General features: G+C 69.4%; 19 protein-coding genes. 10 read left to right on the top strand and 9 right to left on the bottom strand.

The annotated features are described in order from the left end of the window. Window positions 1-71: 71 nt before the first annotated feature. Both ACTIEW_RS06540 and pgsA read left to right on the top strand, forming a co-directional pair. Window positions 72-698, top strand: a complete 627-nt coding sequence (locus ACTIEW_RS06540; RefSeq protein ID WP_439477098.1) for a carbonic anhydrase — start codon at window positions 72-74, stop codon at window positions 696-698. Between the two features lie 68 nt (window positions 699-766). Next, window positions 767-1,402, top strand: coding sequence for a CDP-diacylglycerol--glycerol-3-phosphate 3-phosphatidyltransferase (gene pgsA / locus ACTIEW_RS06535; protein ID WP_439477097.1), 636 nt, complete (start codon window positions 767-769; stop codon window positions 1,400-1,402). 15 nt (window positions 1,403-1,417) lie between these two features. Here pgsA and ACTIEW_RS06530 read toward each other — a convergent pair whose 3' ends face one another. After that, window positions 1,418-3,481 carry a S46 family peptidase gene (locus ACTIEW_RS06530; protein WP_439477096.1) on the bottom strand — a complete coding sequence of 688 codons (2,064 nt, stop codon included), beginning with the start codon at window positions 3,479-3,481 and terminating at the stop codon, window positions 1,418-1,420. Window positions 3,482-3,676: 195 nt separating this feature from the next. Next, the gene (locus tag ACTIEW_RS06525; protein ID WP_439477095.1) at window positions 3,677-5,758 is read right to left on the bottom strand and encodes a S46 family peptidase; all 2,082 of its coding nucleotides are present in this window, start codon (window positions 5,756-5,758) and stop codon (window positions 3,677-3,679) included. A 194-nt stretch (window positions 5,759-5,952) separates the two neighbouring features. Here ACTIEW_RS06525 and ACTIEW_RS06520 point away from each other — a divergent pair, with 194 nt between their 5' ends. Genes ACTIEW_RS06520 through ACTIEW_RS06510 form a run of 3 tightly spaced genes read left to right on the top strand, consistent with a single transcriptional unit; the run spans window position 5,953 to window position 8,911 of the window. Continuing rightward, window positions 5,953-7,125: an ABC transporter permease gene (locus ACTIEW_RS06520; protein ID WP_439477094.1), complete on the top strand. Its 1,173-nt coding sequence runs from the start codon at window positions 5,953-5,955 to the stop codon at window positions 7,123-7,125. After that, window positions 7,122-7,874: an ABC transporter ATP-binding protein gene (locus tag ACTIEW_RS06515; protein WP_439477093.1), complete on the top strand. Its 753-nt coding sequence runs from the start codon at window positions 7,122-7,124 to the stop codon at window positions 7,872-7,874. Before ACTIEW_RS06520 ends, ACTIEW_RS06515 begins: the two co-directional genes overlap by 4 nt. Window positions 7,875-7,894: 20 nt before the next feature. After that, entirely contained in the window at window positions 7,895-8,911 is a 1,017-nt protein-coding gene (locus tag ACTIEW_RS06510) for an HlyD family secretion protein (RefSeq protein ID WP_439477092.1), read from the top strand. 14 nt (window positions 8,912-8,925) lie between these two features. On the opposite strand, the gene ACTIEW_RS06505 is transcribed toward ACTIEW_RS06510, so the two are convergent. Further along, window positions 8,926-9,807, bottom strand: a complete 882-nt coding sequence (locus ACTIEW_RS06505; protein ID WP_439477091.1) for a LysR substrate-binding domain-containing protein — start codon at window positions 9,805-9,807, stop codon at window positions 8,926-8,928. 53 nt (window positions 9,808-9,860) lie between these two features. Between ACTIEW_RS06505 and ACTIEW_RS06500 the strand changes: the two genes are divergently transcribed. Beyond that, a complete protein-coding gene (locus ACTIEW_RS06500; RefSeq protein WP_439477090.1) occupies window positions 9,861-11,006 on the top strand; it encodes an MFS transporter in 1,146 nt (381 codons plus the stop codon). On the opposite strand, the gene ACTIEW_RS06495 is transcribed toward ACTIEW_RS06500, so the two are convergent. The 3 genes from ACTIEW_RS06495 to ACTIEW_RS06485 form a co-directional block, all read right to left on the bottom strand. Next, window positions 10,993-11,790 (bottom strand): crotonase/enoyl-CoA hydratase family protein, encoded by a 798-nt coding sequence (locus ACTIEW_RS06495; RefSeq protein ID WP_439477089.1) that lies wholly within the window; start codon window positions 11,788-11,790, stop codon window positions 10,993-10,995. The genes ACTIEW_RS06500 and ACTIEW_RS06495 overlap by 14 nt on opposite strands. 37 nt (window positions 11,791-11,827) lie before the next feature. Next, complete coding sequence (locus ACTIEW_RS06490) at window positions 11,828-12,157, bottom strand: hypothetical protein (protein WP_439477088.1); 330 nt, start codon at window positions 12,155-12,157, stop codon at window positions 11,828-11,830. Between the two features lie 131 nt (window positions 12,158-12,288). Beyond that, window positions 12,289-12,444, bottom strand: coding sequence for a hypothetical protein (locus ACTIEW_RS06485; protein WP_292029036.1), 156 nt, complete (start codon window positions 12,442-12,444; stop codon window positions 12,289-12,291). A gap of 153 nt (window positions 12,445-12,597) precedes the next feature. Here ACTIEW_RS06485 and ACTIEW_RS06480 point away from each other — a divergent pair, with 153 nt between their 5' ends. Both ACTIEW_RS06480 and ACTIEW_RS06475 read left to right on the top strand, forming a co-directional pair. Then, window positions 12,598-12,816, top strand: a complete 219-nt coding sequence (locus ACTIEW_RS06480) for a DUF1289 domain-containing protein (RefSeq protein WP_439477087.1) — start codon at window positions 12,598-12,600, stop codon at window positions 12,814-12,816. Window positions 12,817-12,977: 161 nt separating this feature from the next. Beyond that, entirely contained in the window at window positions 12,978-13,526 is a 549-nt protein-coding gene (locus tag ACTIEW_RS06475; protein ID WP_439477086.1) for a TIGR02281 family clan AA aspartic protease, read from the top strand. Window positions 13,527-13,620: 94 nt separating this feature from the next. Here the strand turns inward: ACTIEW_RS06475 and ACTIEW_RS06470 are convergent, their stop codons facing one another. Further along, on the bottom strand, window positions 13,621-14,445 hold the full coding sequence (locus ACTIEW_RS06470) for a sulfite exporter TauE/SafE family protein (protein ID WP_439477085.1): 825 nt from the start codon (window positions 14,443-14,445) through the stop codon (window positions 13,621-13,623). A gap of 239 nt (window positions 14,446-14,684) precedes the next feature. On the opposite strand from ACTIEW_RS06470, the gene ACTIEW_RS06465 reads away from it, so the two are divergent. Continuing rightward, on the top strand, window positions 14,685-15,758 hold the full coding sequence (locus tag ACTIEW_RS06465; protein ID WP_439477084.1) for a hypothetical protein: 1,074 nt from the start codon (window positions 14,685-14,687) through the stop codon (window positions 15,756-15,758). A 152-nt stretch (window positions 15,759-15,910) separates the two neighbouring features. On the opposite strand, the gene ACTIEW_RS06460 is transcribed toward ACTIEW_RS06465, so the two are convergent. Further along, window positions 15,911-16,444, bottom strand: coding sequence for a methylated-DNA--[protein]-cysteine S-methyltransferase (locus ACTIEW_RS06460; protein WP_439477083.1), 534 nt, complete (start codon window positions 16,442-16,444; stop codon window positions 15,911-15,913). 2 nt (window positions 16,445-16,446) lie between these two features. Further along, on the bottom strand, window positions 16,447-17,235 hold the full coding sequence (locus tag ACTIEW_RS06455) for an isocitrate lyase/PEP mutase family protein (RefSeq protein ID WP_439477082.1): 789 nt from the start codon (window positions 17,233-17,235) through the stop codon (window positions 16,447-16,449). Window positions 17,236-17,409: 174 nt separating this feature from the next. Between ACTIEW_RS06455 and uvrB the strand changes: the two genes are divergently transcribed. Beyond that, entirely contained in the window at window positions 17,410-19,764 is a 2,355-nt protein-coding gene (gene uvrB, locus ACTIEW_RS06450; RefSeq protein ID WP_439477081.1) for an excinuclease ABC subunit UvrB, read from the top strand. Window positions 19,765-19,781 lie beyond the last annotated feature (17 nt).

Below are 19,781 nucleotides of genomic sequence, written 5' to 3'. Positions count from 1 at the left end.
TTCGAGGGCTATGGCTTGCGCCGCGTCGCTCCCCTCTCCCCCCACGAGAGCGGATTGTCTATATCGATGCCATGACCGACGAATCCCGCGACGCCCTGCTCTCCGGCTATCGCCGCTTCCGCGAGGGCCATTGGCCCGAGGCCAGGGCCCAGTATGAGGCGCTGGCCACCGACGGCCAGAAGCCCCACACGCTGGTCGTCGCCTGTTCCGACAGCCGCGCTGATCCGGCCCTGATCTTCGACACCGCGCCGGGCCAGCTGTTCGTGGTCCGCAACGTCGCCAATCTGGTCCCGCCCTATGAGCCCGACGGCCATCTGCACGGCGTCTCGGCGGCGCTCGAGTTCGGAGTCAAGGTGCTGAACGTCTCGCGCATCATGGTCATGGGCCACGCCCACTGCGGCGGGGTCAACGCCATGCTCCACGGCGCCCCCGCCGACTGTCAGGACTTCGTCGCCCCCTGGGTGCAGCTGGGCGCGCCGGTCGTGCGCCGCATCGCCGAGGCCTGCGCGCCCGGGGAGGTCGAGCAGCTGGCCGAGGAGGCGGTGGTCCGCCTGTCGCTGCAGAACCTGCGCACCTTCCCCTGGATCGCCGAGCGGGAGGCCGCCGGGACGCTGGCGCTCAGCGGCGTCCATTTCGGCATCGCCGACGGCGTCCTGCGCTCGCTGCGCGACGGCGCGTTCGTCTCTCTGGCCGAGTAGCGCCAGGCAACCGTCTCGCTTCAGGGAGCGAAGCGTGGCAGATCGCGTTTGAGGTATCGGAGCGCCCCATGACCCCCAATCCCCACGCCAACCCCATCCCCAACATCCTGACCGGCCTGCGGCTGGTCGCCGGGGTGATCATGTTCCTGATCCTGGCGGGGGCGGCGCCGCAGGGCATTCCCTTCATGTCCAACTATCTGAGTCCGGACGACCAGTTCCGCTTCGGGCGGACGGCCTTCGTCATCTTCATGGTCGCGGCCTCGACCGACTGGGTCGACGGCTTCCTCGCCCGGCGCTGGCACGCCACGACCCGCTGGGGCGCCATCCTTGATCCGATCGCCGACAAGGTGCTGATCACCGGCGCCATTCTCGGCGTCCTGGCGTGGGGCGCCCTGCCGCAGATCGCCATCCCCTGCGGCCTGATCCTGTTCCGCGAGTTCGCCGTCTCGGCCCTGCGCGAAACCGTCGCCGGCAAGGTCAAACTGCCGGTCACCCTGCTGGCCAAATGGAAGACCGTTCTGCAGATGGTCGCGCTGGGCGCCCTGCAGCTGGTGCTGCTGTGGGACGGCTTCGGCCTGCCGCTGGAATGGCAGCCCCATTTCCAGACCTTCGCCTACGTCCTGATCTGGGCCGCCGCCATCGTCACCCTGTGGACCGGCTGGCAGTATTTCGCCAAGGCCCAGCAGAAGATGAGCCAGATCTAGGAGCGGGCCGGGGGCCTAACGGACCCCCAGCTCCGCCACCAGCCCGTCCATCCCGTACACATCGCGCAGCGCCGTGGTCACCGCGCCGGTGGTCACGATCACCGAGCGGTTGACCCGAACGTCATAGCCATAGGCGTTACGCTGGGTCAGGACGGTGGAGTCGAAATTGGCTCCCAGAATTTCACCGGCCGCATTGACCACCGGCGAGCCCGACGAGCCGCCGATGGTGTCCGATGACACCGCCATGTTCAGCACGGTGTCGCCGTCGATCTGCTCGCGCGCGGCCAGCAGCTTCGGCGCGACATCGAACGGCGCCGAACCGGTCGCCCGGTCCCACAGGCCGTCGAAAGTCGTGAACGGGCCCCAGCGCTGGCCCGGAACGTCCGTGCCCTCGATCCAGCCATAGGTCAGCCGCAGGGTGCCGGTCGCATCCGGATAGACGGCGTCGCCATAGGCGGCGAAGCGGGCGGAGGCGAGCCGCTCCGAGGCGCGGTCGGTCGGCGCCTGAACCCGCGCCTCCCAGTCCGAGCGGATGGCGCGGCTGTCATCCTGCAGGGCCAGAGCGAACAGGATCATCGGATCGTCGGAGGCGCGGATGGCGTCCATGCCGCCTTCCCACAGGGCGCGGCGCACGGCCGGGTCGCCCAGCGTCGTGCCGCCGGTCAGGCGCGCCGACAGGGCCTCGGGCGATTCCCGGCCCAGCAGGCCGCGCACGCGCGGATCATCGACCGTCAGCCATTCGCGGGTCTTGGACAGCCACCATTCCATCCGGACCTGATCCAGCGTCGGATAGACCGGCCGCTCGGCAAACAGGCCCGACTGGACGGCGGCCAGCCGGCTGTCAGCGAACTCGGGCAGGCGCTCGGCCGAGGGTTTGGCCCGCTCCTGCGCCCCGCGCACCAGCGTCCGGGCCCAGCTGAACAGCTGCGATCCGCCGCCGGCCTGGCCTTCCAGCATGGCATAGGCCGGATAGAGTTCGCGCTGGATCGGCTGCACCGCCGCCAGATCGGCCCAGGGATCGCCGACCCGCGCGGTCAGGGCGGCGTCCCCCGCCACGCGCCGGCGGAAGTCCGCCTCGCCCTCGGCGCGCGTCGCCATGAAGGCCGGGTCGATAAGCGCCCGCATCCGGCCGAGGCCGCGCTTGTAGGTGTTTTCCAGACCGACGATCGGGTCCATGGCGATGAAGGCGTTCTCCTCGCTCTCCTCCGAGAACCGGATCAGCCGTCCGCGCAGTTCCGAGGCCAGCAGCTGGTCCATCGGCAGGACCACATCGCGGATCGTGAACAGCTGGTCCTGGGTCAGCAGCCTCTGGGTCGCTCCGGGGCTGCCCGAGACGAACACCGGCGTGCCCTCGACCGGCCGGGAGGCGTTCCAGACGAAATGGGTCGGCGTCGCCGCGGGGGCGTCGTTCTCGTACAGGCGGATGAAGGCCGCATCGATAGCGAAACGCGGGAAGCTGAAATTGTCCAGATCGCCGCCGAAGGTCGCCGCCCGGTCCTCGGGCGCGAAGGCCAGCCGGACGTCGGAGTATTTCTTGTAGGTGTAGAGCTTGAACTGGCCGCCCCGGTACAGGCTCACGACCTGACAGCGTTTACCGGCGTCGCCGCCGCAGGCTTCCTGCTCGATCCGGCCCGCCTCGGCGTCCCGCGCCCGGGTGAAGGCCTGGCCCTCAAGCCCCGCGCCCGCCGCGTGCATCCGCTCGGTCACATCATCGATGCCGGTCAGGATTTCCGCCGTGCCGCCGGGGCATTTGCGCTCTTCCTCGCGGGTGCGCGGGGTGAAGCCGGTCTCGGCGTAGTTGACGGCCTGGGTCGACAGATTGGCCACGCAGGTGGCGACGCAGTGGTTGTTGGTCATCACCAGCCCCTCGGCCGAGACGATGCCCGCCGAACAGCCGCCGAACTTGACCGAACTCAACCGCACCCGGTCCAGCCAGGCCTGGTCGATATTCGTCCCCAGCGTGGCGTTGGCGCGGGCGATAGGGAAGTTGTCGAACGTCCACATGCCTTCTTCGGCGCGGACGGCGGAGCCGGCGGCGAGGGTCAGCAGGGCGGCGGCGAGGGCAGGGGTGAGGCGCATATCTTGTCTCCTCCCCATCGCCCGCGATGGGGAGGGGGACCACGAAGTGGTGGAGGGGTCGACGCCGTGCGCGGACCCCTCCGGTTGGTTCAGGATTTCACGCTAGCCCACGACGCGCGGATGGGGAACCAGCCCCTCCACCGCCGTGCCGGCGGTCCCCCTCCCCATTGGCTTCGCCAACAGGGAGGAGACAGGTTACCGAACCCCCAGCTCTTCCAGCAGGTGCGGGCTTGGATAGATGTTGCGGAACGCTTCCGTGATCGCCGCCGTCGACACCGACACCGTCCGGTTCAGCGCGCCGTCATAGCCATAGGCGCCGCCCAGCGAGTGGATGTTGCCGTCGAAGGCCGCGCCGATGACCTCGCCGGCGGCGTTGATCACGGGCGAACCCGAGTTGCCGCCGATGATGTCGTTGGTCGAGGTGAAGTCATAGACCGTGTCCTTGTTCACCCGGCTCTCATTGTCGATGAAGGCCTGGGCCGCGTTGAACGGCTCGGCTCCGGTGGCCCGCTCGTACAGACCGCCCATATAGGTGAAGGCCGGCACGGTGACGCCGCGATAGGTCCAGCCCTCGACCCGGCCGTATGACAGGCGGAGCGAGAACGTCGCGTCCGGATACTGGTTGACGCCATAGACCGCGAACCGGGCCTGGGCGACCTTTTCGGCCGCGCGGGCGGTCGGGGCGTTGACCTCGGCGGCCCAGCGCGCGCCGATCGCCGAGGCGGCGGCGTCGTTGGCGATGATGAAGGCCAGCAGCGGATCGGCCGCGGCCAGCTGCTCGGTCGTCATCGCGGCGGCCTGGGCGCGGAAGGCGGCGTCGGCCATCCGGGTGCCCGAGATCAGCCGGTCGGCGAGAGCCTCGGGGCTCTCACGGCCCAGCATCGCCTTCACTTCGGGATTGTCGACCGTCAGATATTCCCGGGTCTTGGACAGCCAGTAGCGAAGGCGGATCTCTTCCATGTCGACGGCGATCGGCGTCTCGGCGCCCACGGCCGCGACCAGCCGCGCGCGCTGCGCCTCGGTCATCGTCGTGTTCTTGGACGCCCGAACGATGGCGCGGGCCATCTGGTACAGGGTCGAACCGCCGCCGGCGGCCTGTTCGAGCTGACGGACCGGCAGATACAGCTCGCGGGCCGTGGCCTGGACGCGCTCGAGGTCGCCCCAGGGATCGCCGATCTGCTGCACCAGCGACGGATCAGCGGTCACGCGGGCGCGCAGCTCCGTCTCGGCGTCGCGACGGGCGCCGAGGAACTCGGGGTCCAGCAGCGCCTGATGCTGCCCGTACTGGGCCTTGAAGCTGTTCTCCAGGCCGAAGACCGGATCGAACGAAACGCGCTTGGCCTCGTCGCTGGTCAGCGAATACTCCAGCAGGCGGCCACGAAGCTCCGAGTTCTGGATCAGGGTCAGCGGCAGTTGCTGGTCGCGCAGCCGCTCCAGCTGGCTCATCGTCAGCAGACGCGAGGTCGAGCCGGGATTGCCGGCCACGAAGACCGGATCGCCCTCGGCCGGGGCGTTCGGGTTCCAGCGCAGGAAGCCCGGGCTCTCGACCGGACGGCCGTCCTCATAGGCGCGCAGGAATCCGGCATCGAGGGCGTAGCGCGGGAAGTTGAAATTGTCGGGGTCGCCGCCGAAGAAGGCCGCCTGGTTCTCGGGCGCGAAAACCAGCCGGACGTCTTCATACCGGCGGAATTTGTACAGGGCGAACCGGCCGCCGCGGTAGAAGCTGATGACCTGGCAGTTGAATTTCGGATCGGCGGCGCAGGCCTCGGTCTGAATCGCATTGGTCTCGGCCGTGCGCGCGGCGTTGAAGGCCGCGCCCTCAAGGCCGGCGCCGGCGCCCAGCACCCGGTCGGTCACATCGACGATGTCGACCAGCACTTCGGCGGTCTGGCCGGGGCAGCGACGCTCCTCCTCGCGGTTTGCGGTCAGGAAGCCGTTCTTCACATAGTCCTGCTCGGGCGAGGACAGTTCCTGCACACAGCCGACGACGCAGTGCCAGTTGGTCAGGATCAGACCTTCGTCGGACACGAACGAGGCCGAACAGCCCTGGATGCGGACGGCGGCGTTGCGGACCCGGTCCAGCCACGCCTGATCGATCCGGGTGCCGTATTTGTCGTTCACCGTCTGGATCGGGAAATTGTCGAACGTCCACATGCCTTCGTCGGCGCGGGCGGTGGAAGGCGCGGCCATGATGGCCAGCGCGCCGGCCCAAAGCGCCGACGTGGCGGCGATCGAGGCGGTCGCCGACACGGCGGCGCGGAGCGAACGAAGCAGCATTCTGCGAAATCTCCCAAGGTGTCGGCGGATGTCGCCGATCGTTGCCATCTGCATAGACACGATGAACGGTTTGCGTCCATCGCCACGCGGTCGGCTTACAAATCCGTAACGGTGATCGCCTTACCCCGATTTAACTTGGCCCCGCTCCCTTGCATCGTCAGATAGCGGTCAACGTCAGGGGTCTTTCCGTTTCCATGTCGCTTGCACTTTCAACCCTCCTCTATGAGTGGCGGCGCTACATGGCCGCCGTTATGGCGCTTGCCCTGTCGGGCCTGCTGGTGCTCGCCATGACCGGGGTCTTCATCGGCATCGGCAAAGGTTTCACCGCCACCATCGAGCGTTCCAGCGCCGACATCATCATCATGCAGCCCGGCGCCACCAGCCTGATGGGCGGGCCCTCGGGCGTACCGCGCCGCTTCATCCCGATGGCCTACCGCAATCCGCAGGTGATCGAGGTCCAGCCGCTGGACGGGGCCGGCGGCTCCTTCCAGTCGGTCAAGAACGTCGACCCGACCATGTCCCAGGCCGAACGCGCGCGGCAGGGCGCTCCGAAGCAGGAGTTCGTGCAGGCCAGCATCATCGACACCACCCCGGGCGCGGTCACCATTCCGACGGACTATTCCGAGGAGCTGGTCGACGCCCTGCGCCAGCCCTACACCGTCGCCATCGACGAGACCGCCGTGACCAAGCTGGGCGTCAAGCTTGGCGACAAGGCCTTGTACAACGGCCAGACGGTGACCGTGGTGGGCATCACCCGCGGCTACCCCAACATGATGTCGTCCACGATCGTCATGTCGCGCGATACGTTGCGGATGCTCGGCCAGGCCGACACCGGCCCGCGCGTCGGCCCCCTGATGATCAAGCTGCGCGATCCGGCCCAGGCCGAGCGCGTCGCGGCCCAGCTGAACACCCTCGGCGACGGTCAATGGAAGGCCTGGACGCGTCAGGAGCTGGCTGACGCCAACGCCGGCGCCATGTTCGAGGAGGGCATTCTCGTCATTATCATCGGCGGCTGCGTGGTGCTGGGCACCATCATAGGCGTGGCCATCACCTGGCAGACCCTCCGCGGGGCGATCATGGCCAATATCAAGGAGTTCGCCTCGCTGCGGGCCCTCGGCGTCGGCATGGGATCGCTGAACCGCATCGTCATGGAGCTCAGCTTCTGGGTCGGCCTCGTCGGCGTCGCCGCCGCCATCGGCCTGACCATGCTGGTGCAGATGCTGGCCATGGCCAACGCTGTCATCATCGCCCTGCCGCCCGTCCTGCTGATCATCGTCGGCGGCGGCCTCGTCGTCATCGCCATGCTGTCGGGTCTGCTGTCCCTCGGCATCCTCAAGAACAGCCAGCCTGCGGACCTGTTGCGATGAGCAAGACCAGGACTCACGGCAAACACGGCGACTTCGCCATCGAGGCCAAGGGCCTGGTGAAGCGCTTCAAGTCCGGCAAATCCTTCATCGAGGTGCTGAAGGGCGTGGATTTCGATGCCCGCCACGGCGACCTGACCATGGTCATGGGTCCGTCGGGTTCGGGCAAGTCGACCCTGATCGCCGCCCTGTCCGGCCTGCTGCGGCCGGAAGAGGGCCGGGTCGACACGCTGGACGTCGACGACCTCTGGAAACTGTCCGCCGGAAAGATCGACCGCTTCCGTCTCGACAACTGCGGTTTCATTTTCCAGGGCTTCAACCTCTTCCCCGCCCTGACCGCCCTGCAACAGGTCGAGGTGGTGCTGAAGTTCCAGGGCCTGTCCAAGGGAGACGCCCGGCGCCAGGCGAAGGCGACCCTCGAGGAGGTCGGCCTCGGCCCGCGCCTGCATCAGCGGCCCTCGGCCCTTTCGGGCGGCGAGAAGCAGCGCGTCGCCATCGCCCGCTGCCTGGCCAAGAACCCGCAGATCCTGTTCGCCGATGAGCCGACCTCGGCCCTCGACGGCGAGAACGGCCAGATCGTCATCCGCCTGCTGCGCCGCGCCGCCACCGAACACGGCGCCGCGGTCATCTGCGTGACGCACGATCCTCGCCTCGAGGAATGGGCCGACCGCGTCATCAAGATCGAAGACGGCGTGATCATTGACGATCAACGCCGAACCCCCAATCCCGACGCCACGCTGGCGTCGCACTGAACCGCCTTAGGACCTACGCCATGCCCGCCTTCTTGAAGAACAAATGGCTCTGGATCGGCCTCGTGCTGATCGTCATCATCGCCGTCGGCTTCATGTTCATGCAGAACGGCGCCAAGGCGAAGAAGGCCGAGGAGGAGAAGGCCGCGGCCACCCGGGTCGAGAGCCCCTATGCGGCCATCGCCAACGGCAAGGTCGATGTCGAGGGCGGCATCATCCAGATCGCGGCCCGTCGCGGCGGCGTCGTCCGCGAGGTGCTGGTGCAGGAAGGCGACCGCGTTGTCGCCGGCCAGATCCTCGCCCGTCAGGAAGACGACGAACCGCGCCTGGCCCTGCAGAGCGCCAACGCCGACGTCGCCCAGGCCGAAAGCCAGCTGCGCCTGATCCAGGTCGATATCCGCACCGCCCAGCGCGAGCACGACCGCCTCGCCCGGCTGGTCGATTCCAACTTCGTCGCCGCCTCGCGCATGGATCAGGCCCGCGACGCCATCGCCCAGGCCCAGGCCCGGCTCAACTCGCAGCAGGCGGCCGTCCAGACCGCTCGCGCCCGCCGCGACCAGGCCGCCTACAATGTCGAGCTGACGGTGATCCGCGCGCCCCAGTCGGGCCGGATCGTGCGCCGTTACGCCAACCCCGGCGCCGGCGCCTCGACCCTGAACGTGTCCAACATGTTCGACCTCGAGCCCGACGCCCCGCGCATCGCCCGCGCGGAGATCGTCGAGAGCGACATCCCCAACATCACTCCGGGCCAGGCCGTGGAGATCACGCCCGAGGGCGATCCGTCCAAGGTCTATGTCGGCGCCGTCCTGCGCCGCGCGGCGGTCTTCGGCGCCCGCAAACTGGCTTCCGACGATCCGTCGCAACGCTCGGACGAACGGGTCATCGAGGTCGTCGTCACCGCCGGCGACGCCCCCCTGCTGATCGGTCAGCGGGTGCTGGTGAAATTCATGAAGCCCGGCGAGACCGCCGGCGCCCCGCGTGCGGCCTCGACCGGCGTCCCCGCCGGCCGCGCCATGCGTGAGCCCGCGCAGGCGGGCTAAGGACCCGGGTCAGATCAGGCGGCGGTTCGAGCCGTCGCCTGCGCCTGTTCGCCCAGCCAGCGGATTACGGTCCGCACCGCCCGCCCGGTTTCCCCGCCGCTCCGGATCGCGGCCAGCGCCCCGCCATCGGCGGCGAAACCGAAAGGCGCGACCAGCCGTCCCGCGGCGATGTCTTCGGCCACGATTATCCACGGCAGCACTGCGGCCCCCAGTCCCGCCGACGCCGCGTCCAGCACGAAATGCAGATGGGTCAGGATGCGGGTCGGCCCGCGAGGCTCGGCCTGGCCCGTCAACCTCGACCATTCCGCCCAGCCGCCCATTCGGGTGCGCGCCACCAGACGCGGGGCCGTGGAAAGATCGACGGCCGCCAGCGCTGGCGTGCAGACCAGTCCGATCCGGTTTTCCGCCAGCCGCTCCACCCCCGCGTCGTTCAACGCGGAACCGTCCAGATAGCGGACCATCAAATCGGCGCCACGCTGTCGGGTCGCCGTGGGCGCCAGGTCCGTAAGGTGCAGTACGATGCCCGGACAGTCCCGCTCGAAGGCGCCCAGCCGTGGGATCAGCCATTTGACCGCCAGACTCTGGTGGATCGCCAGATGAACCTCGGCGGCGTCGCGCGCCGCGCGCACTGCTTCTGTCAGGGTGTCGAAGCCGGACCCCAGTCCCGCCCTCAACGCCTCGCCCCGGACGGTCAGGCGCAATTGGTGTTTCGGCCCCTCGAACAGCCGAACCCCCAACGCTGACTCCAGCGCCTTCACCTGCCGGCTGATCGCGCTGTGGGTGACATTCAGTTCCGCCGCCGCTCGCGTCGCGGAGCCGGTTCGCCCCATCGCCTCGAACGCCCGCAACGCATTCAGCGAGGGCAGGGCCGTCCGGGGTGTGAGGTTTTCGAACATGCGAAGCTCGATATGTCGCTTTCGGGCCGGGCGCAATCCGGCGATTCCGGCCCATGTCCCTGCGCGCCCGTTTGATCGTTCCCGTTCTCGGCCTGGGGCAGGTCGTGGCCTTCGCCTCCAGCTACTACCTGCTGGGCGTCCTCGCCGATCCTATGGCGCAGACGCTGCGGATTGAGCCATCCGTCCTTTTTACCGCCCTGTCCGCCGCCTTCCTGATCTCGGCGGTGCTCTCGCCGTCGGCGGGGCGATGGATCGAACGCAGCGGCGGGCGTCGCGTGCAGGCGTGGGCGCACCTCGCCTTCGCCGCCGCCCTGCTGACGATGGCCCTGTCGCCCTCAGCCGTCGTTCTGGTCGCGGGCGTCGCCGCCCTGGGGATCGGGATGGCCATCGGCCTCTACGGCACCGCCTTCGCCGTCCTGGTCGAGTTGCACGGCGCGGGGGCCCGTCGCTCGATCACCGCAGTCTCGCTGATCGGCGCGCTGGGCGGCGGTCTCGGCTGGCCTGTCAGCCGCCTGATCGTCGAGGCCTGGGACTGGCGCGTCGCCTGCGCCGCCTGGGCGCTGGCCCATCTGGCGCTGTGCCTTCCGCTCACCCTGACGGTCCTGCCGCGGCCGCACGCCGCGACGACGGCAAAAGCCGCACTGGAGCCGATCCGGTGGGACCGGCGCATGGTGCAGATCGCCGCCGTCTTCGCGGGGGGATGGATGGTCTCCACCGCCATGGGCGCGCACCTGCCTCGTCTGCTGGGCCAGCTTGGTCTCGGCCCCGAACAGGCCGCCTGGGCCGCGGGACTGATGGCGGCCAGCGCTATCGCCGCGCGTTTGTTCGACCTGGTGGTCCTGCACCGGTCGCATCCGGTGGCGACCTTGCGGCTGGCCTGTCTGTTCCATCCGCTGGGAGCGGGGCTGGCGGCGTGGGGCGGCGCGCGTCTGGCCCCGCTGCTCGCCGTGGGGCAAGGCGCGGGCAACGGTCTGCTGTCCGTGGCCGCCGGCGTTCTGCCGCTGCACGTCTTCGGGCCCGAACGATACGCGGCCCGGCAGGCGCTGTTGCTGACGCCGGCGCGCTATCTCCAGGCGCTGGCCCCCGCCGCCTACGCCATCGCCCTGGACGCCTCGCCTGGCGTGGCCCTGGCCGCTTCCAGCCTTGTGTGCCTCGCCATGTGCGCCCTGACGTTCGGACTGCGCCCTAGCGGCCGGTGAACGCCGCCCCCCGCTTCTCCAGCGTCGCCGTCACCCCTTCCAGATGGTCGTCGCTGAGGTGCGCCAGCGCCTGCATCGAGGCGGTCATCTCAAGGATCTGGTCGAAGGTCGCGTCGCGGCCCTGACGCAGCAGGGCCTTGGTCATGCGCAGGGCCTGGGGCGCCTGGGCTGCGACCTCTCCGGCGATCGCCATGGCCTCGTCCATCAGCCGCTCCGGCGCGACCACCCGGCTGACCAGCCCCCATTCCATCGCCGTCCGGGCGTCCAGCACCCGCGCGGTGAACAGCATCTCGGCGGCCCGGGCATAGCCGATATTGCGCGGCATCAGCCAGGCCCCGCCGTCGCCGGGCAAAATGCCCAGCTTCAGGAACGGCACGCCGAACGTCGCCGTCTCCGAGGCGATGCGGATGTCCGCCAGCCCGGCGATGTCGCAGCCCAACCCCATGGCCGGGCCGTTCACCGCCGCGATCAGCGGAACCTCCAGCCCGTAGAGCGAGCGCACGATGCGGTGCACCACACGGCGATAGCGTTCGCGGATCTCGGCCCCCGAGCCGGCGAACATGTCGCGCCGGTCCTTCATCGCCTTCAGGTCGCCGCCCGCCGAAAACGCCCGCCCGGCTCCGGTCAGGACCACGCAGCGCACGCCCTGGTCGGCGTTCACCGCCTCGCAGGCCGCCGCAAAGGCTTCGCCGTCCTCCAGATCGGGCAGGGCGTTCAGCCGGTCGGGCCGGTCCAGGGTCCAGAGTTCGATATGGTCGCGGCGGTCTCGGCGGATCAGGGTCATGCGACCGATGTGCCGCAGGCGCGCGCCCGCCGCAATATCAGGTCCGCGACGGCTTGCCCGACAGCGACCACCAGGCCCGCATGCCGCCAGCGTCCGAGGCGTCCTCGGGCGGCGGTTCGATCGCCGCCTCGGCCGCGGCCAGGCTGGCGAAACTGCGCACCACCGTGGCGCACGGCGGCACGACCCAGTCCTCGTCGATGAAACAGGCGGGTTCTGCAGCGGGCGTCTCGTCGCGCGCCACAGGCGGGGCGGTTGTCGGTCGCGCCGCCGCGGCCAGCGAAAAGTTCACGCCGCGGTCCTCGGACCAGCCGGTGCGCCAAGGCCGCATGAGCGTCGTGGCGACGAGCGTCGCCTTCAGCCTGAACATGGTCCCCACCCCTCGAGCAATTACTCTGACACAGGTTGAGCGACCGCGCGAATGACGAACCCTGACGGGTGAATTGCAAAGCCCCGGACCTTGCGGACCGGGGCTGGGTCATCTGCGTAGCTGCGTGCCGTCTAGTCGCGCTTGCGAAGCTTGATGGGCACGAAGTTCGACGGGTGGCTGACCACGCGGTCGCCGGCCCCATAGCCGTTCTTCGTATTCACCAACATCCCGCCCCACAGGGCGAAGGACATCATGGCGTGCTGCAGATTGCGGTCTCTGTCTTTCATCTGGCGTCTCCTTTCGAGTGAATGATGAAAAGAGACACGTCGTGCTTTTCGGGAATCTCACCGTCATAGTCGTTTCGCGTCAGGGTCCGTCTAATGCCGTGATGCGAAAATTGCAATCAGTTTTACTCCGCTACCGGACCATATTTCGCATTCATGTCATCAACCGTCGCCCAAAAAACACATAACCCACAGGGCCCGCCCCGCAGCATCGCCACGCCCTGCGTCAAGGTCTGCGTCGTGGACGGCGCTACCAGCCTCTGCCTCGGCTGCTGGCGCACCCTGTCCGAGATCGGCGGCTGGAGCGGATTCACCGACGCGGAACGGGCGGCGATCATGGCGGAACTACCGGGCAGAGCAGGGGCTGGGGACTAGGTTCTAGGTTCTAGGTTCTAGGTTCTAGGGTTTCGGAATTAGAGGCGGGCCAGCCTCCCTAGCCCCTAGAACCTGGTCCCTAGAACCTCCCCTTAACCCCCCGCAAACCATCCCCCTTCACCGCATCCCAACCGCCGTGTGCGACAAGGGAGGGGCCGCACATGCGGCGCGTTCACGGCGAGCTTCGTATGCGTTTCGACCTTTCCTCTCTCGGAGTCATGGCCCTGGCCGTGGCGTCCGCCCTGACCACCGCCTGGTGGCTGAATCACGCCGACGCGCGGGGGGAGGCGCATGCCGCCACGCCCGCACCCATCCACGCCCCCGCTCATGCCCCGGCTTTGGGCGCGCCCGCTCAGGTGCTCAAGGCCGCCGACGGCCACTACTGGACCGACGCCCTGATTGACGGCAAGGCGGTGCGCGTCATGGTCGACACCGGCGCCAGTGTCGTGGTCCTGACCCCCGCTGACGCCGTCCGTCTGGGCCTGCGGCTCGAGGCCGTCGACTTCTCCGCCACCGTCATCACCGCCTCAGGCCCCGTCCGCGCCGCCCCGGTCGCCTTGGGCGCCGTCGCCGTCGCCGGCGCCCGCGTCGAACGGGTCGAGGCCCTGGTCGTCGAACGCGGCCTGCCGCACAGCCTGCTCGGCATGAGCTACCTCGGCCGCCTGTCGTCGTTCAGCGCAACGCCGGTGGGGCTGACGCTGCGGCCGTAGAGGAGGGACGAGGGGCGAGGGGCGAGGGTCGGAAAAAAGCGACCCGATCTTCCTCATCCCTCATCCCTCATCCCTCGACCCTCACCCCTCGCCCCTACAAAGCCTTCACCACCACCGCCCCGGCCGTCAGCAGCAGCCACACGGCGAACGCTCGTCTCAGCACGGCCCGGTCCAACGAATGCGCCAGCTTCGCTCCCCACGGCGCCACCGCCGTGGTCAGCACCGCCATCACCACCGCCCCGGGCACGTTCACATAGCCCAGCGACAGCGGCGGCCGCCCGCCCGCGTCCCAGCCGAACACGATGAACCCCAGCGTCGCCGCCGCCCCAATGGCCAGGCCGAAGCCCGAGGCCGTCGCCACCGCCTGATGGATCGGCCGCCCGCACAGGGTCATCATCATCCCGCCGAAACTGCCGCCGCCGATCCCCATCATGGCCGACAGCCCGCCGATCACCGTCCCGGTCACGCGCCGCCCCCAGCCCACCGGCAGGTCGCGCCGCAGCGTCACCCGCTCGGGCAGCAGCCCCATCTGCGCCGCCACCGCCAGCAGGCAGACGCCATAGACGATCGCCAGCCCCTGCATCGAGGTGAACCCCGCCACCGCCGCCCCGATCAGCGCCCCCGCCGCCACCCACGGCGTCCAGGTCTTCAGCACCGTCTCATCCACCGCCCCGTGCGCCCGATGCGCCCTCAGCGACCGCCACGCGGTCGCGACGATGGTCAGCAACGAGGTCCCGATCGCCGTATGCAGATTGCCCTCGCCGCCCACACCGAGCACCTCGAAGGCATAGAACACCGCCGGCACAATCACCGTCCCGCCCCCGACCCCGAACAGCCCGGCGACGAGGCCGCCGACCAGCCCGGCCGCCGTCAGCGCCGCGAGCAGCAGGAGCAGGTCGGGGAGGGGGAGGGTGGTCATGGGTCAGGTCTAGCGCACACTGAACCCCTCTCCCATGGGGAGAGGGGCAGGGGTGAGGGGTTACGGCGCCGGCCGCGTTAAACCCCGTAACCCCTCACCCGCCCGCGCCAGAACGGATGCTGGCGCATCCGTGCGCGGCCTCCCTCTCCCGTCGGGAGAGGGCGCCGGATGGCGCAACCTTTCCCCGCTGACTCCCGTTCTTCCGGCAACAGGGCAACCTCCACCGGAAAGACACTCCCATGACCGCAATCCCCCACACACTGTCAGCGCTCGCCGCCGGCGCGCTGCTTTTGTCCGCCGCGGGCGCCGCCCAGGCCCAGACGCCCTACACCGCCTACAGCCAGGCCCGCGAGATCCCCAACTCCTGTCGCAATGTCGAACAGTTGGCTAACGGCTATGTCTCGGCCGAATGCCAGGCCGACGGCGGCTGGCGCTGGAGCTCGCTGCGGCCGGTCGATTGCCGCTCGTCGATCTCCAACCGCGACGGCGTGCTGACCTGCACCGGCGCGCGCGCCACGGTCGGCGCCCTCTACCCGGACGACGGAGGCTACAGCGGCCAGACCACGCAACAGCCGGGCGGCATCATCGGCGCCCTGTTGGGGGCCGTGTTCGGCGACGCTTTCGGCAATGACCAGCAGGTCGAGCAGGACTACAACCAGGGCCGTCGTCCGCTGGCCGAGCGCCGCGAGGCGCTGGAGGCCCGGATCGACGCCGGGATCCGCGACGGCTCGATCAGCCGCACCGAGGCGACCCGGCTGCGCTCGGAATACAATTCCCTGGTCCAGCTTGAGACTCGCTACGCCGCCGACGGCCGGCTGACGACCCAGGAACGCACCGACCTGCGCGCCCGCTATCAGGCCCTGTCGCGGCGCGTCGGCGACGCACGCGATGACGGCGGCTATGACGATGACTACGGCTGGCGTTCGCTGGCCGACCAGCGCATCGCCTTCAACGCCCGCGTCGATCTGGCCCTGCGCGATCGCCGCATCAGCCGCACCGAGGCGAACCGGCTGCGCACTGACTTCGACGCCCTGGTCCGGGTCGAGACCAGCTATGAGCGCGACGGTCTCAGCGACCGCGAGCGTGAGGACCTGACGACCCGCCTCGCCGACCTTGACCGCCGCATCGGCGACGTCGCCTGGGACGGCGGCTACGGAACCGACGGACGCGCCGTGGCGCTGGAGGCCCGTATCTCCGCCGGCGAGCGCAACGGCTCGATCAGCCGCACCGAAGCCGCCCGCCTGCGCGAGGAACTCCGCGACCTGACCCGCCGCTGGGCCGACCTCGAGGCCCGCGTGCAGCTGCGCCGCTAGCCAAGAACCCTCTCCCACTGGGAGAGGGGCAGGGGGTGAGGGGTTACGGTGTTCGATAGGTTCAGCGCCGTACGCCCTCACCCTTTCGCGCCAGAACGACCGCTTCCCGCTCGTGCGCTCAAGCCCTCTGCCCATGGGAGAGGGTGCGCCACTCAGATCAATAACGCCCCCTCGTGCCTGAGCAGCCAGCCCTTGCGCTCCAGCCCGCCGCCGAAGCCGGTCAGCGACCCGTCGGCGCCGATCACCCGGTGGCAGGCCAGCACCAGCGGGATCGGATTGCGGTTCAGCGCCGTCCCCGCCGCCTGGGCCGCCGTCATCCTCGGGCTTGGCCCGGGGGCGGGCTCGCCGGCCCGCTTGGCCATCTCACCATAGCTGATGGTCACGCCCGCCGGTACGTCCGCCAGCGCCCGCCACACCCGCGCCTGGAAGCCGTCGCCCGCGGCCGCGCCGTCCAGCGACCAGCTCACCCGCGTGAGGGCCTCGCGGTCTCCGTCGAAATAGGCGGCGATTTCGCCTGCGGCCGCCGCCGGCGCGACGCCGTCGCTCAGGGCCGCCTCCGGATACTCCCGCCGCATCGCCCCGATCAGTCCGTCGCCGAACGACAGTCCCCGCACCGCGCCCGCATCGTCGCACGCCAGCGCCAACGGCCCGATCGGACTCTCGAGCCAGGAAAGGGTCAGGTTCATGCTCAGCCCTGCGCCGGCATCAACGCATTGACCTCGCCCCACCCCAGCGCCCCGTCGCCCAGCGGTTCCGAGCGGCCGTCCGCCAGAAAGCCCTCGGTCAGCGCCGCCGCCCGGCCCCAGGTCGCGCCGCAGATGCCCGACCCCGCGCTCAACCGCCGCACGCCCAGCGCCTCCAGCGCCTTCGCGTCCGGCAGGCCCGGAAACGCCAGCAGGTTCAGCGGCAGGGGCGTGGCCGCGACCATGGCCGCGATATCGGCGGCGTCTGTCAGTCCCGGGGTGAACAGCCCGTCCGCCCCCGCCGCCGCATAGATGCTTCCGCGCCGCGCCGCCTCGGCCACCCGCGTCCCGGCCTCGCCGACGCCCCTCAGCCAGACGTCGCAGCGGGCGTTGATGAACAGGTCCGGCCCGACCGCCGCCCGGATCGCCGCGATCTTGCCCGCCAGCCGCTCCGGTGGCCCGCCGCCGTCCTCGATATTGATGCCCTGGGCGCCGGCCTCGACCAGACGCTTCGCCTGCGCCGCTACCTCGGCCGGATCGTCGGAATAGCCGCCCTCGAAGTCGATCGACACCGGCAGGCCCCGCGCCGCCCGCACCACGTCGCGCGTGACCTGCACCAGCCGTTCGACCGGCAGGGCGTCCCTGTCCGGCCAGCCCAGCGCCCAGGCCACCCCCGCGCTGGTGGTTGCGATCGCCTTCGCCCCCAGCGAGGCCATAAGCGCTGCCGACCCCCCGTCCCAGGCGTTGGGCAGGATCAGGAGGCCGTCGCGGTGCAGGGCGTAGAAGGGGGGCATGGCGAACTCCGTGGAAGCCGCGATACTGCCGCGCTTGCCCCGCTCCGTCTCGCGGTTTTCGGACCGTCACAGCCCGTCCTGCCGCCACCCTGCTGTCAGCAGCCGCCCGGCCGCATCCCCCGGGCAGGCCACACGTTGTGGCGTTAGCGCCTCCCGCCCCCTAGATTGCTGTTCATGGCCCGTTCCCCCCAGTCACCCGGCAAGCCCGTCCACGTCCCCGGGCAGTCGTCGGAGATGTCCGCCGGCCTGTCCGAGGCGCGCGCCCCCTTCATCTTCGACCCGGCGACGGCGACCAACCGCATGCCGATGTTCGCCCCCGTCACCGGCCCGCGCCTGACCCCCGAAGAGGCCCCCGGCAAGCCCTCCGACTGGACCCCGCACCGCCCCGACCGTCCCGCCGGCCGCAAGCACATCCCCTTCCGCCTGCACTCCGAATACAGTCCCGCCGGCGACCAGCCCGCCGCCATCAGGGAGCTCGTCGCCACCGCCAACACGGGCGAGCGCGATCAGGTCCTGCTCGGCGTCACCGGCTCGGGCAAGACCTTCACCATGGCCAAGGTCATCGAGGCCACCCAGCGCCCGGCCCTGATCCTCGCCCCCAACAAGACCCTCGCCGCCCAGCTCTATTCCGAGTTCAAGTCTTTCTTTCCGGATAACGCCGTCGAATACTTCGTATCGTATTATGACTATTATCAACCGGAAGCATATGTTCCCAAATCCGACACCTACATCGAAAAGGACTCGTCCATAAACGAGCAGATCGACCGCATGCGCCACTCGGCCACGCGGGCGATCCTGGAGCGGGACGATGTGATCGTCGTCGCCTCGGTCAGCTGCATCTACGGCATCGGCTCGGTCGAGACCTATACCGCCATGACCTTCACCCTGAAGGTCGGCGACCAGATCGACGAGTCCAAGCTCCGCGCCGACCTGATCGCCCTGCAGTACAAGCGCAACGACCTCAATTTCGACCGCGGCATGTTCCGCAAGCGCGGCGACGTGCTGGAGATCTTCCCCGTCCACATGGAAGACCGCGCCTGGCGCATCCAGCTGTTCGGCGACGAGCTGGAATCGATCCAGGAGTTCGACCCCCTGACCGGCAAGAAGACCGCCGACCTGACCGAGATCACCGTCTACGCCGCCAGCCACTACGTCACCCCGCGCCCGTCGCTGAACCAGGCCGTCACCGGCATCAAGGCCGAGCTGAAGGAGACGCTCGACTGGATGATCGAGAACGGCAAACTGCTGGAGGCCCAGCGCCTCGAACAACGCGTCCGCTTCGATCTGGAGATGATGGAGGCCACCGGCTCCTGCGCCGGCATCGAGAACTACAGCCGCTGGCTGACCGGCCGCAGCCCCGGCGAGCCGCCGCCGACCTTCTTCGAATACATCCCCGACAACGCCCTGCTGTTCGTCGACGAGAGCCACGTCACCGTCGGCCAGATCAGCGGCATGTACCGCGGCGACTACCGCCGCAAATCCACCCTGGCGGAATACGGCTTCCGCCTGCCCAGCTGCATCGACAACCGCCCGCTGAAGTTCGACGAGTGGGACGCCATGCGGCCCCAGACGATGTTCGTCACCGCCACCCCGGGCCCGTGGGAGATGGAGCGCACCGGCGGCGTCTTCACCGAACAGGTCATCCGCCCCACCGGCCTGATCGACCCCCCGGTCGAGATCCGCCCGGTCAGCGGCCAGACCCGCAACCAGGTCGACGACGTCATCGACGAGGTGAAGGCCGTCGCCCGCGCCGGCTACCGCTCCCTGGTCACCGTCCTGACCAAGAAGATGGCCGAGGACCTGACCGAATACATGCACGAACAGGGCGTCCGCGTCCGCTACATGCACTCCGACGTCGACACCCTGGAGCGGATCGAGATCCTCCGCGACCTGCGCATGGGCGCCTTCGACGTCCTGATCGGCATCAACCTGCTGCGCGAGGGCCTCGACATCCCCGAGTGCGGCCTGGTCGCCATCCTCGACGCCGACAAGGAGGGCTTCCTGCGCTCCGAGACCAGCCTGATCCAGACCATCGGCCGCGCCGCGCGCAACGTCGACGGCCGCGTCATCCTCTACGCCGACCGCATGACCGGCTCGATGGAACGCGCCATCGCCGAGACCAACCGCCGCCGCGAAAAGCAGGAGGCCTACAACGCCGAACACGGCATCACGCCGGAGTCGGTCAAGCGCGACATCCGCGAGATCATGGCCAGCCCTTACGAGAGCCGCGCCCTCGACAAGCTGACCGCGCCGGGCATGAAGGAGGAGTCCAGACCCTTCACCGGCTCCAACTTCCAGGCCGCCCTCAAGGACATCGAAGGCCGCATGCGCAACGCCGCCGCCAACCTCGAATTCGAGGAGGCCGCCCGCCTGCGCGACGAGATCAAGCGCATGAAGCTGATGGACCTGGAGTTCGCCAACGAGGTCCTGACCGCCGAGGGCGAGACGATCGACAAGGCCGCGCCGAAGCGGTGGCGGGCCGATGCGGCGGCGGAGAAGGCGGAGGCGTTTAGGAAGGGCAGGCTGTAGGGGGAAAACGAGCTAGC

The organism is Brevundimonas sp., from assembly GCF_051860745.1.
In the GTDB taxonomy this organism is placed as follows: domain Bacteria; phylum Pseudomonadota; class Alphaproteobacteria; order Caulobacterales; family Caulobacteraceae; genus Brevundimonas.
Note: the sequence above shows the minus strand (reverse complement) of the source record. Positions and strands in the feature narration are given on the sequence as shown.

Excerpts from the sequence above, each read along its gene's own strand:
- ACTIEW_RS06495 (WP_439477089.1), bottom strand. The coding sequence starts at position 11,790 with ATGACCCTGATCCGCCGAGACCGCCGCGACCATATCGAACTCTGGACC.
- ACTIEW_RS06475 (WP_439477086.1), top strand. The coding sequence starts at position 12,978 with ATGCGGCGCGTTCACGGCGAGCTTCGTATGCGTTTCGACCTTTCCTCT.
- uvrB (WP_439477081.1), top strand. The coding sequence starts at position 17,410 with ATGGCCCGTTCCCCCCAGTCACCCGGCAAGCCCGTCCACGTCCCCGGG.
- ACTIEW_RS06515 (WP_439477093.1), top strand. The coding sequence starts at position 7,122 with ATGAGCAAGACCAGGACTCACGGCAAACACGGCGACTTCGCCATCGAG.
- ACTIEW_RS06490 (WP_439477088.1), bottom strand. The coding sequence starts at position 12,157 with ATGTTCAGGCTGAAGGCGACGCTCGTCGCCACGACGCTCATGCGGCCT.
- ACTIEW_RS06480 (WP_439477087.1), top strand. The coding sequence starts at position 12,598 with ATGTCATCAACCGTCGCCCAAAAAACACATAACCCACAGGGCCCGCCC.
- pgsA (WP_439477097.1), top strand. The coding sequence starts at position 767 with ATGACCCCCAATCCCCACGCCAACCCCATCCCCAACATCCTGACCGGC.
- ACTIEW_RS06510 (WP_439477092.1), top strand. The coding sequence starts at position 7,895 with ATGCCCGCCTTCTTGAAGAACAAATGGCTCTGGATCGGCCTCGTGCTG.
- ACTIEW_RS06500 (WP_439477090.1), top strand. The coding sequence starts at position 9,861 with ATGTCCCTGCGCGCCCGTTTGATCGTTCCCGTTCTCGGCCTGGGGCAG.
- ACTIEW_RS06540 (WP_439477098.1), top strand. The coding sequence starts at position 72 with ATGACCGACGAATCCCGCGACGCCCTGCTCTCCGGCTATCGCCGCTTC.
- ACTIEW_RS06460 (WP_439477083.1), bottom strand. The coding sequence starts at position 16,444 with ATGAACCTGACCCTTTCCTGGCTCGAGAGTCCGATCGGGCCGTTGGCG.
- ACTIEW_RS06505 (WP_439477091.1), bottom strand. The coding sequence starts at position 9,807 with ATGTTCGAAAACCTCACACCCCGGACGGCCCTGCCCTCGCTGAATGCG.
- ACTIEW_RS06530 (WP_439477096.1), bottom strand. The coding sequence starts at position 3,481 with ATGCGCCTCACCCCTGCCCTCGCCGCCGCCCTGCTGACCCTCGCCGCC.
- ACTIEW_RS06525 (WP_439477095.1), bottom strand. The coding sequence starts at position 5,758 with ATGCTGCTTCGTTCGCTCCGCGCCGCCGTGTCGGCGACCGCCTCGATC.
- ACTIEW_RS06485 (WP_292029036.1), bottom strand. The coding sequence starts at position 12,444 with ATGAAAGACAGAGACCGCAATCTGCAGCACGCCATGATGTCCTTCGCC.
- ACTIEW_RS06465 (WP_439477084.1), top strand. The coding sequence starts at position 14,685 with ATGACCGCAATCCCCCACACACTGTCAGCGCTCGCCGCCGGCGCGCTG.
- ACTIEW_RS06520 (WP_439477094.1), top strand. The coding sequence starts at position 5,953 with ATGTCGCTTGCACTTTCAACCCTCCTCTATGAGTGGCGGCGCTACATG.
- ACTIEW_RS06470 (WP_439477085.1), bottom strand. The coding sequence starts at position 14,445 with ATGACCACCCTCCCCCTCCCCGACCTGCTCCTGCTGCTCGCGGCGCTG.
- ACTIEW_RS06455 (WP_439477082.1), bottom strand. The coding sequence starts at position 17,235 with ATGCCCCCCTTCTACGCCCTGCACCGCGACGGCCTCCTGATCCTGCCC.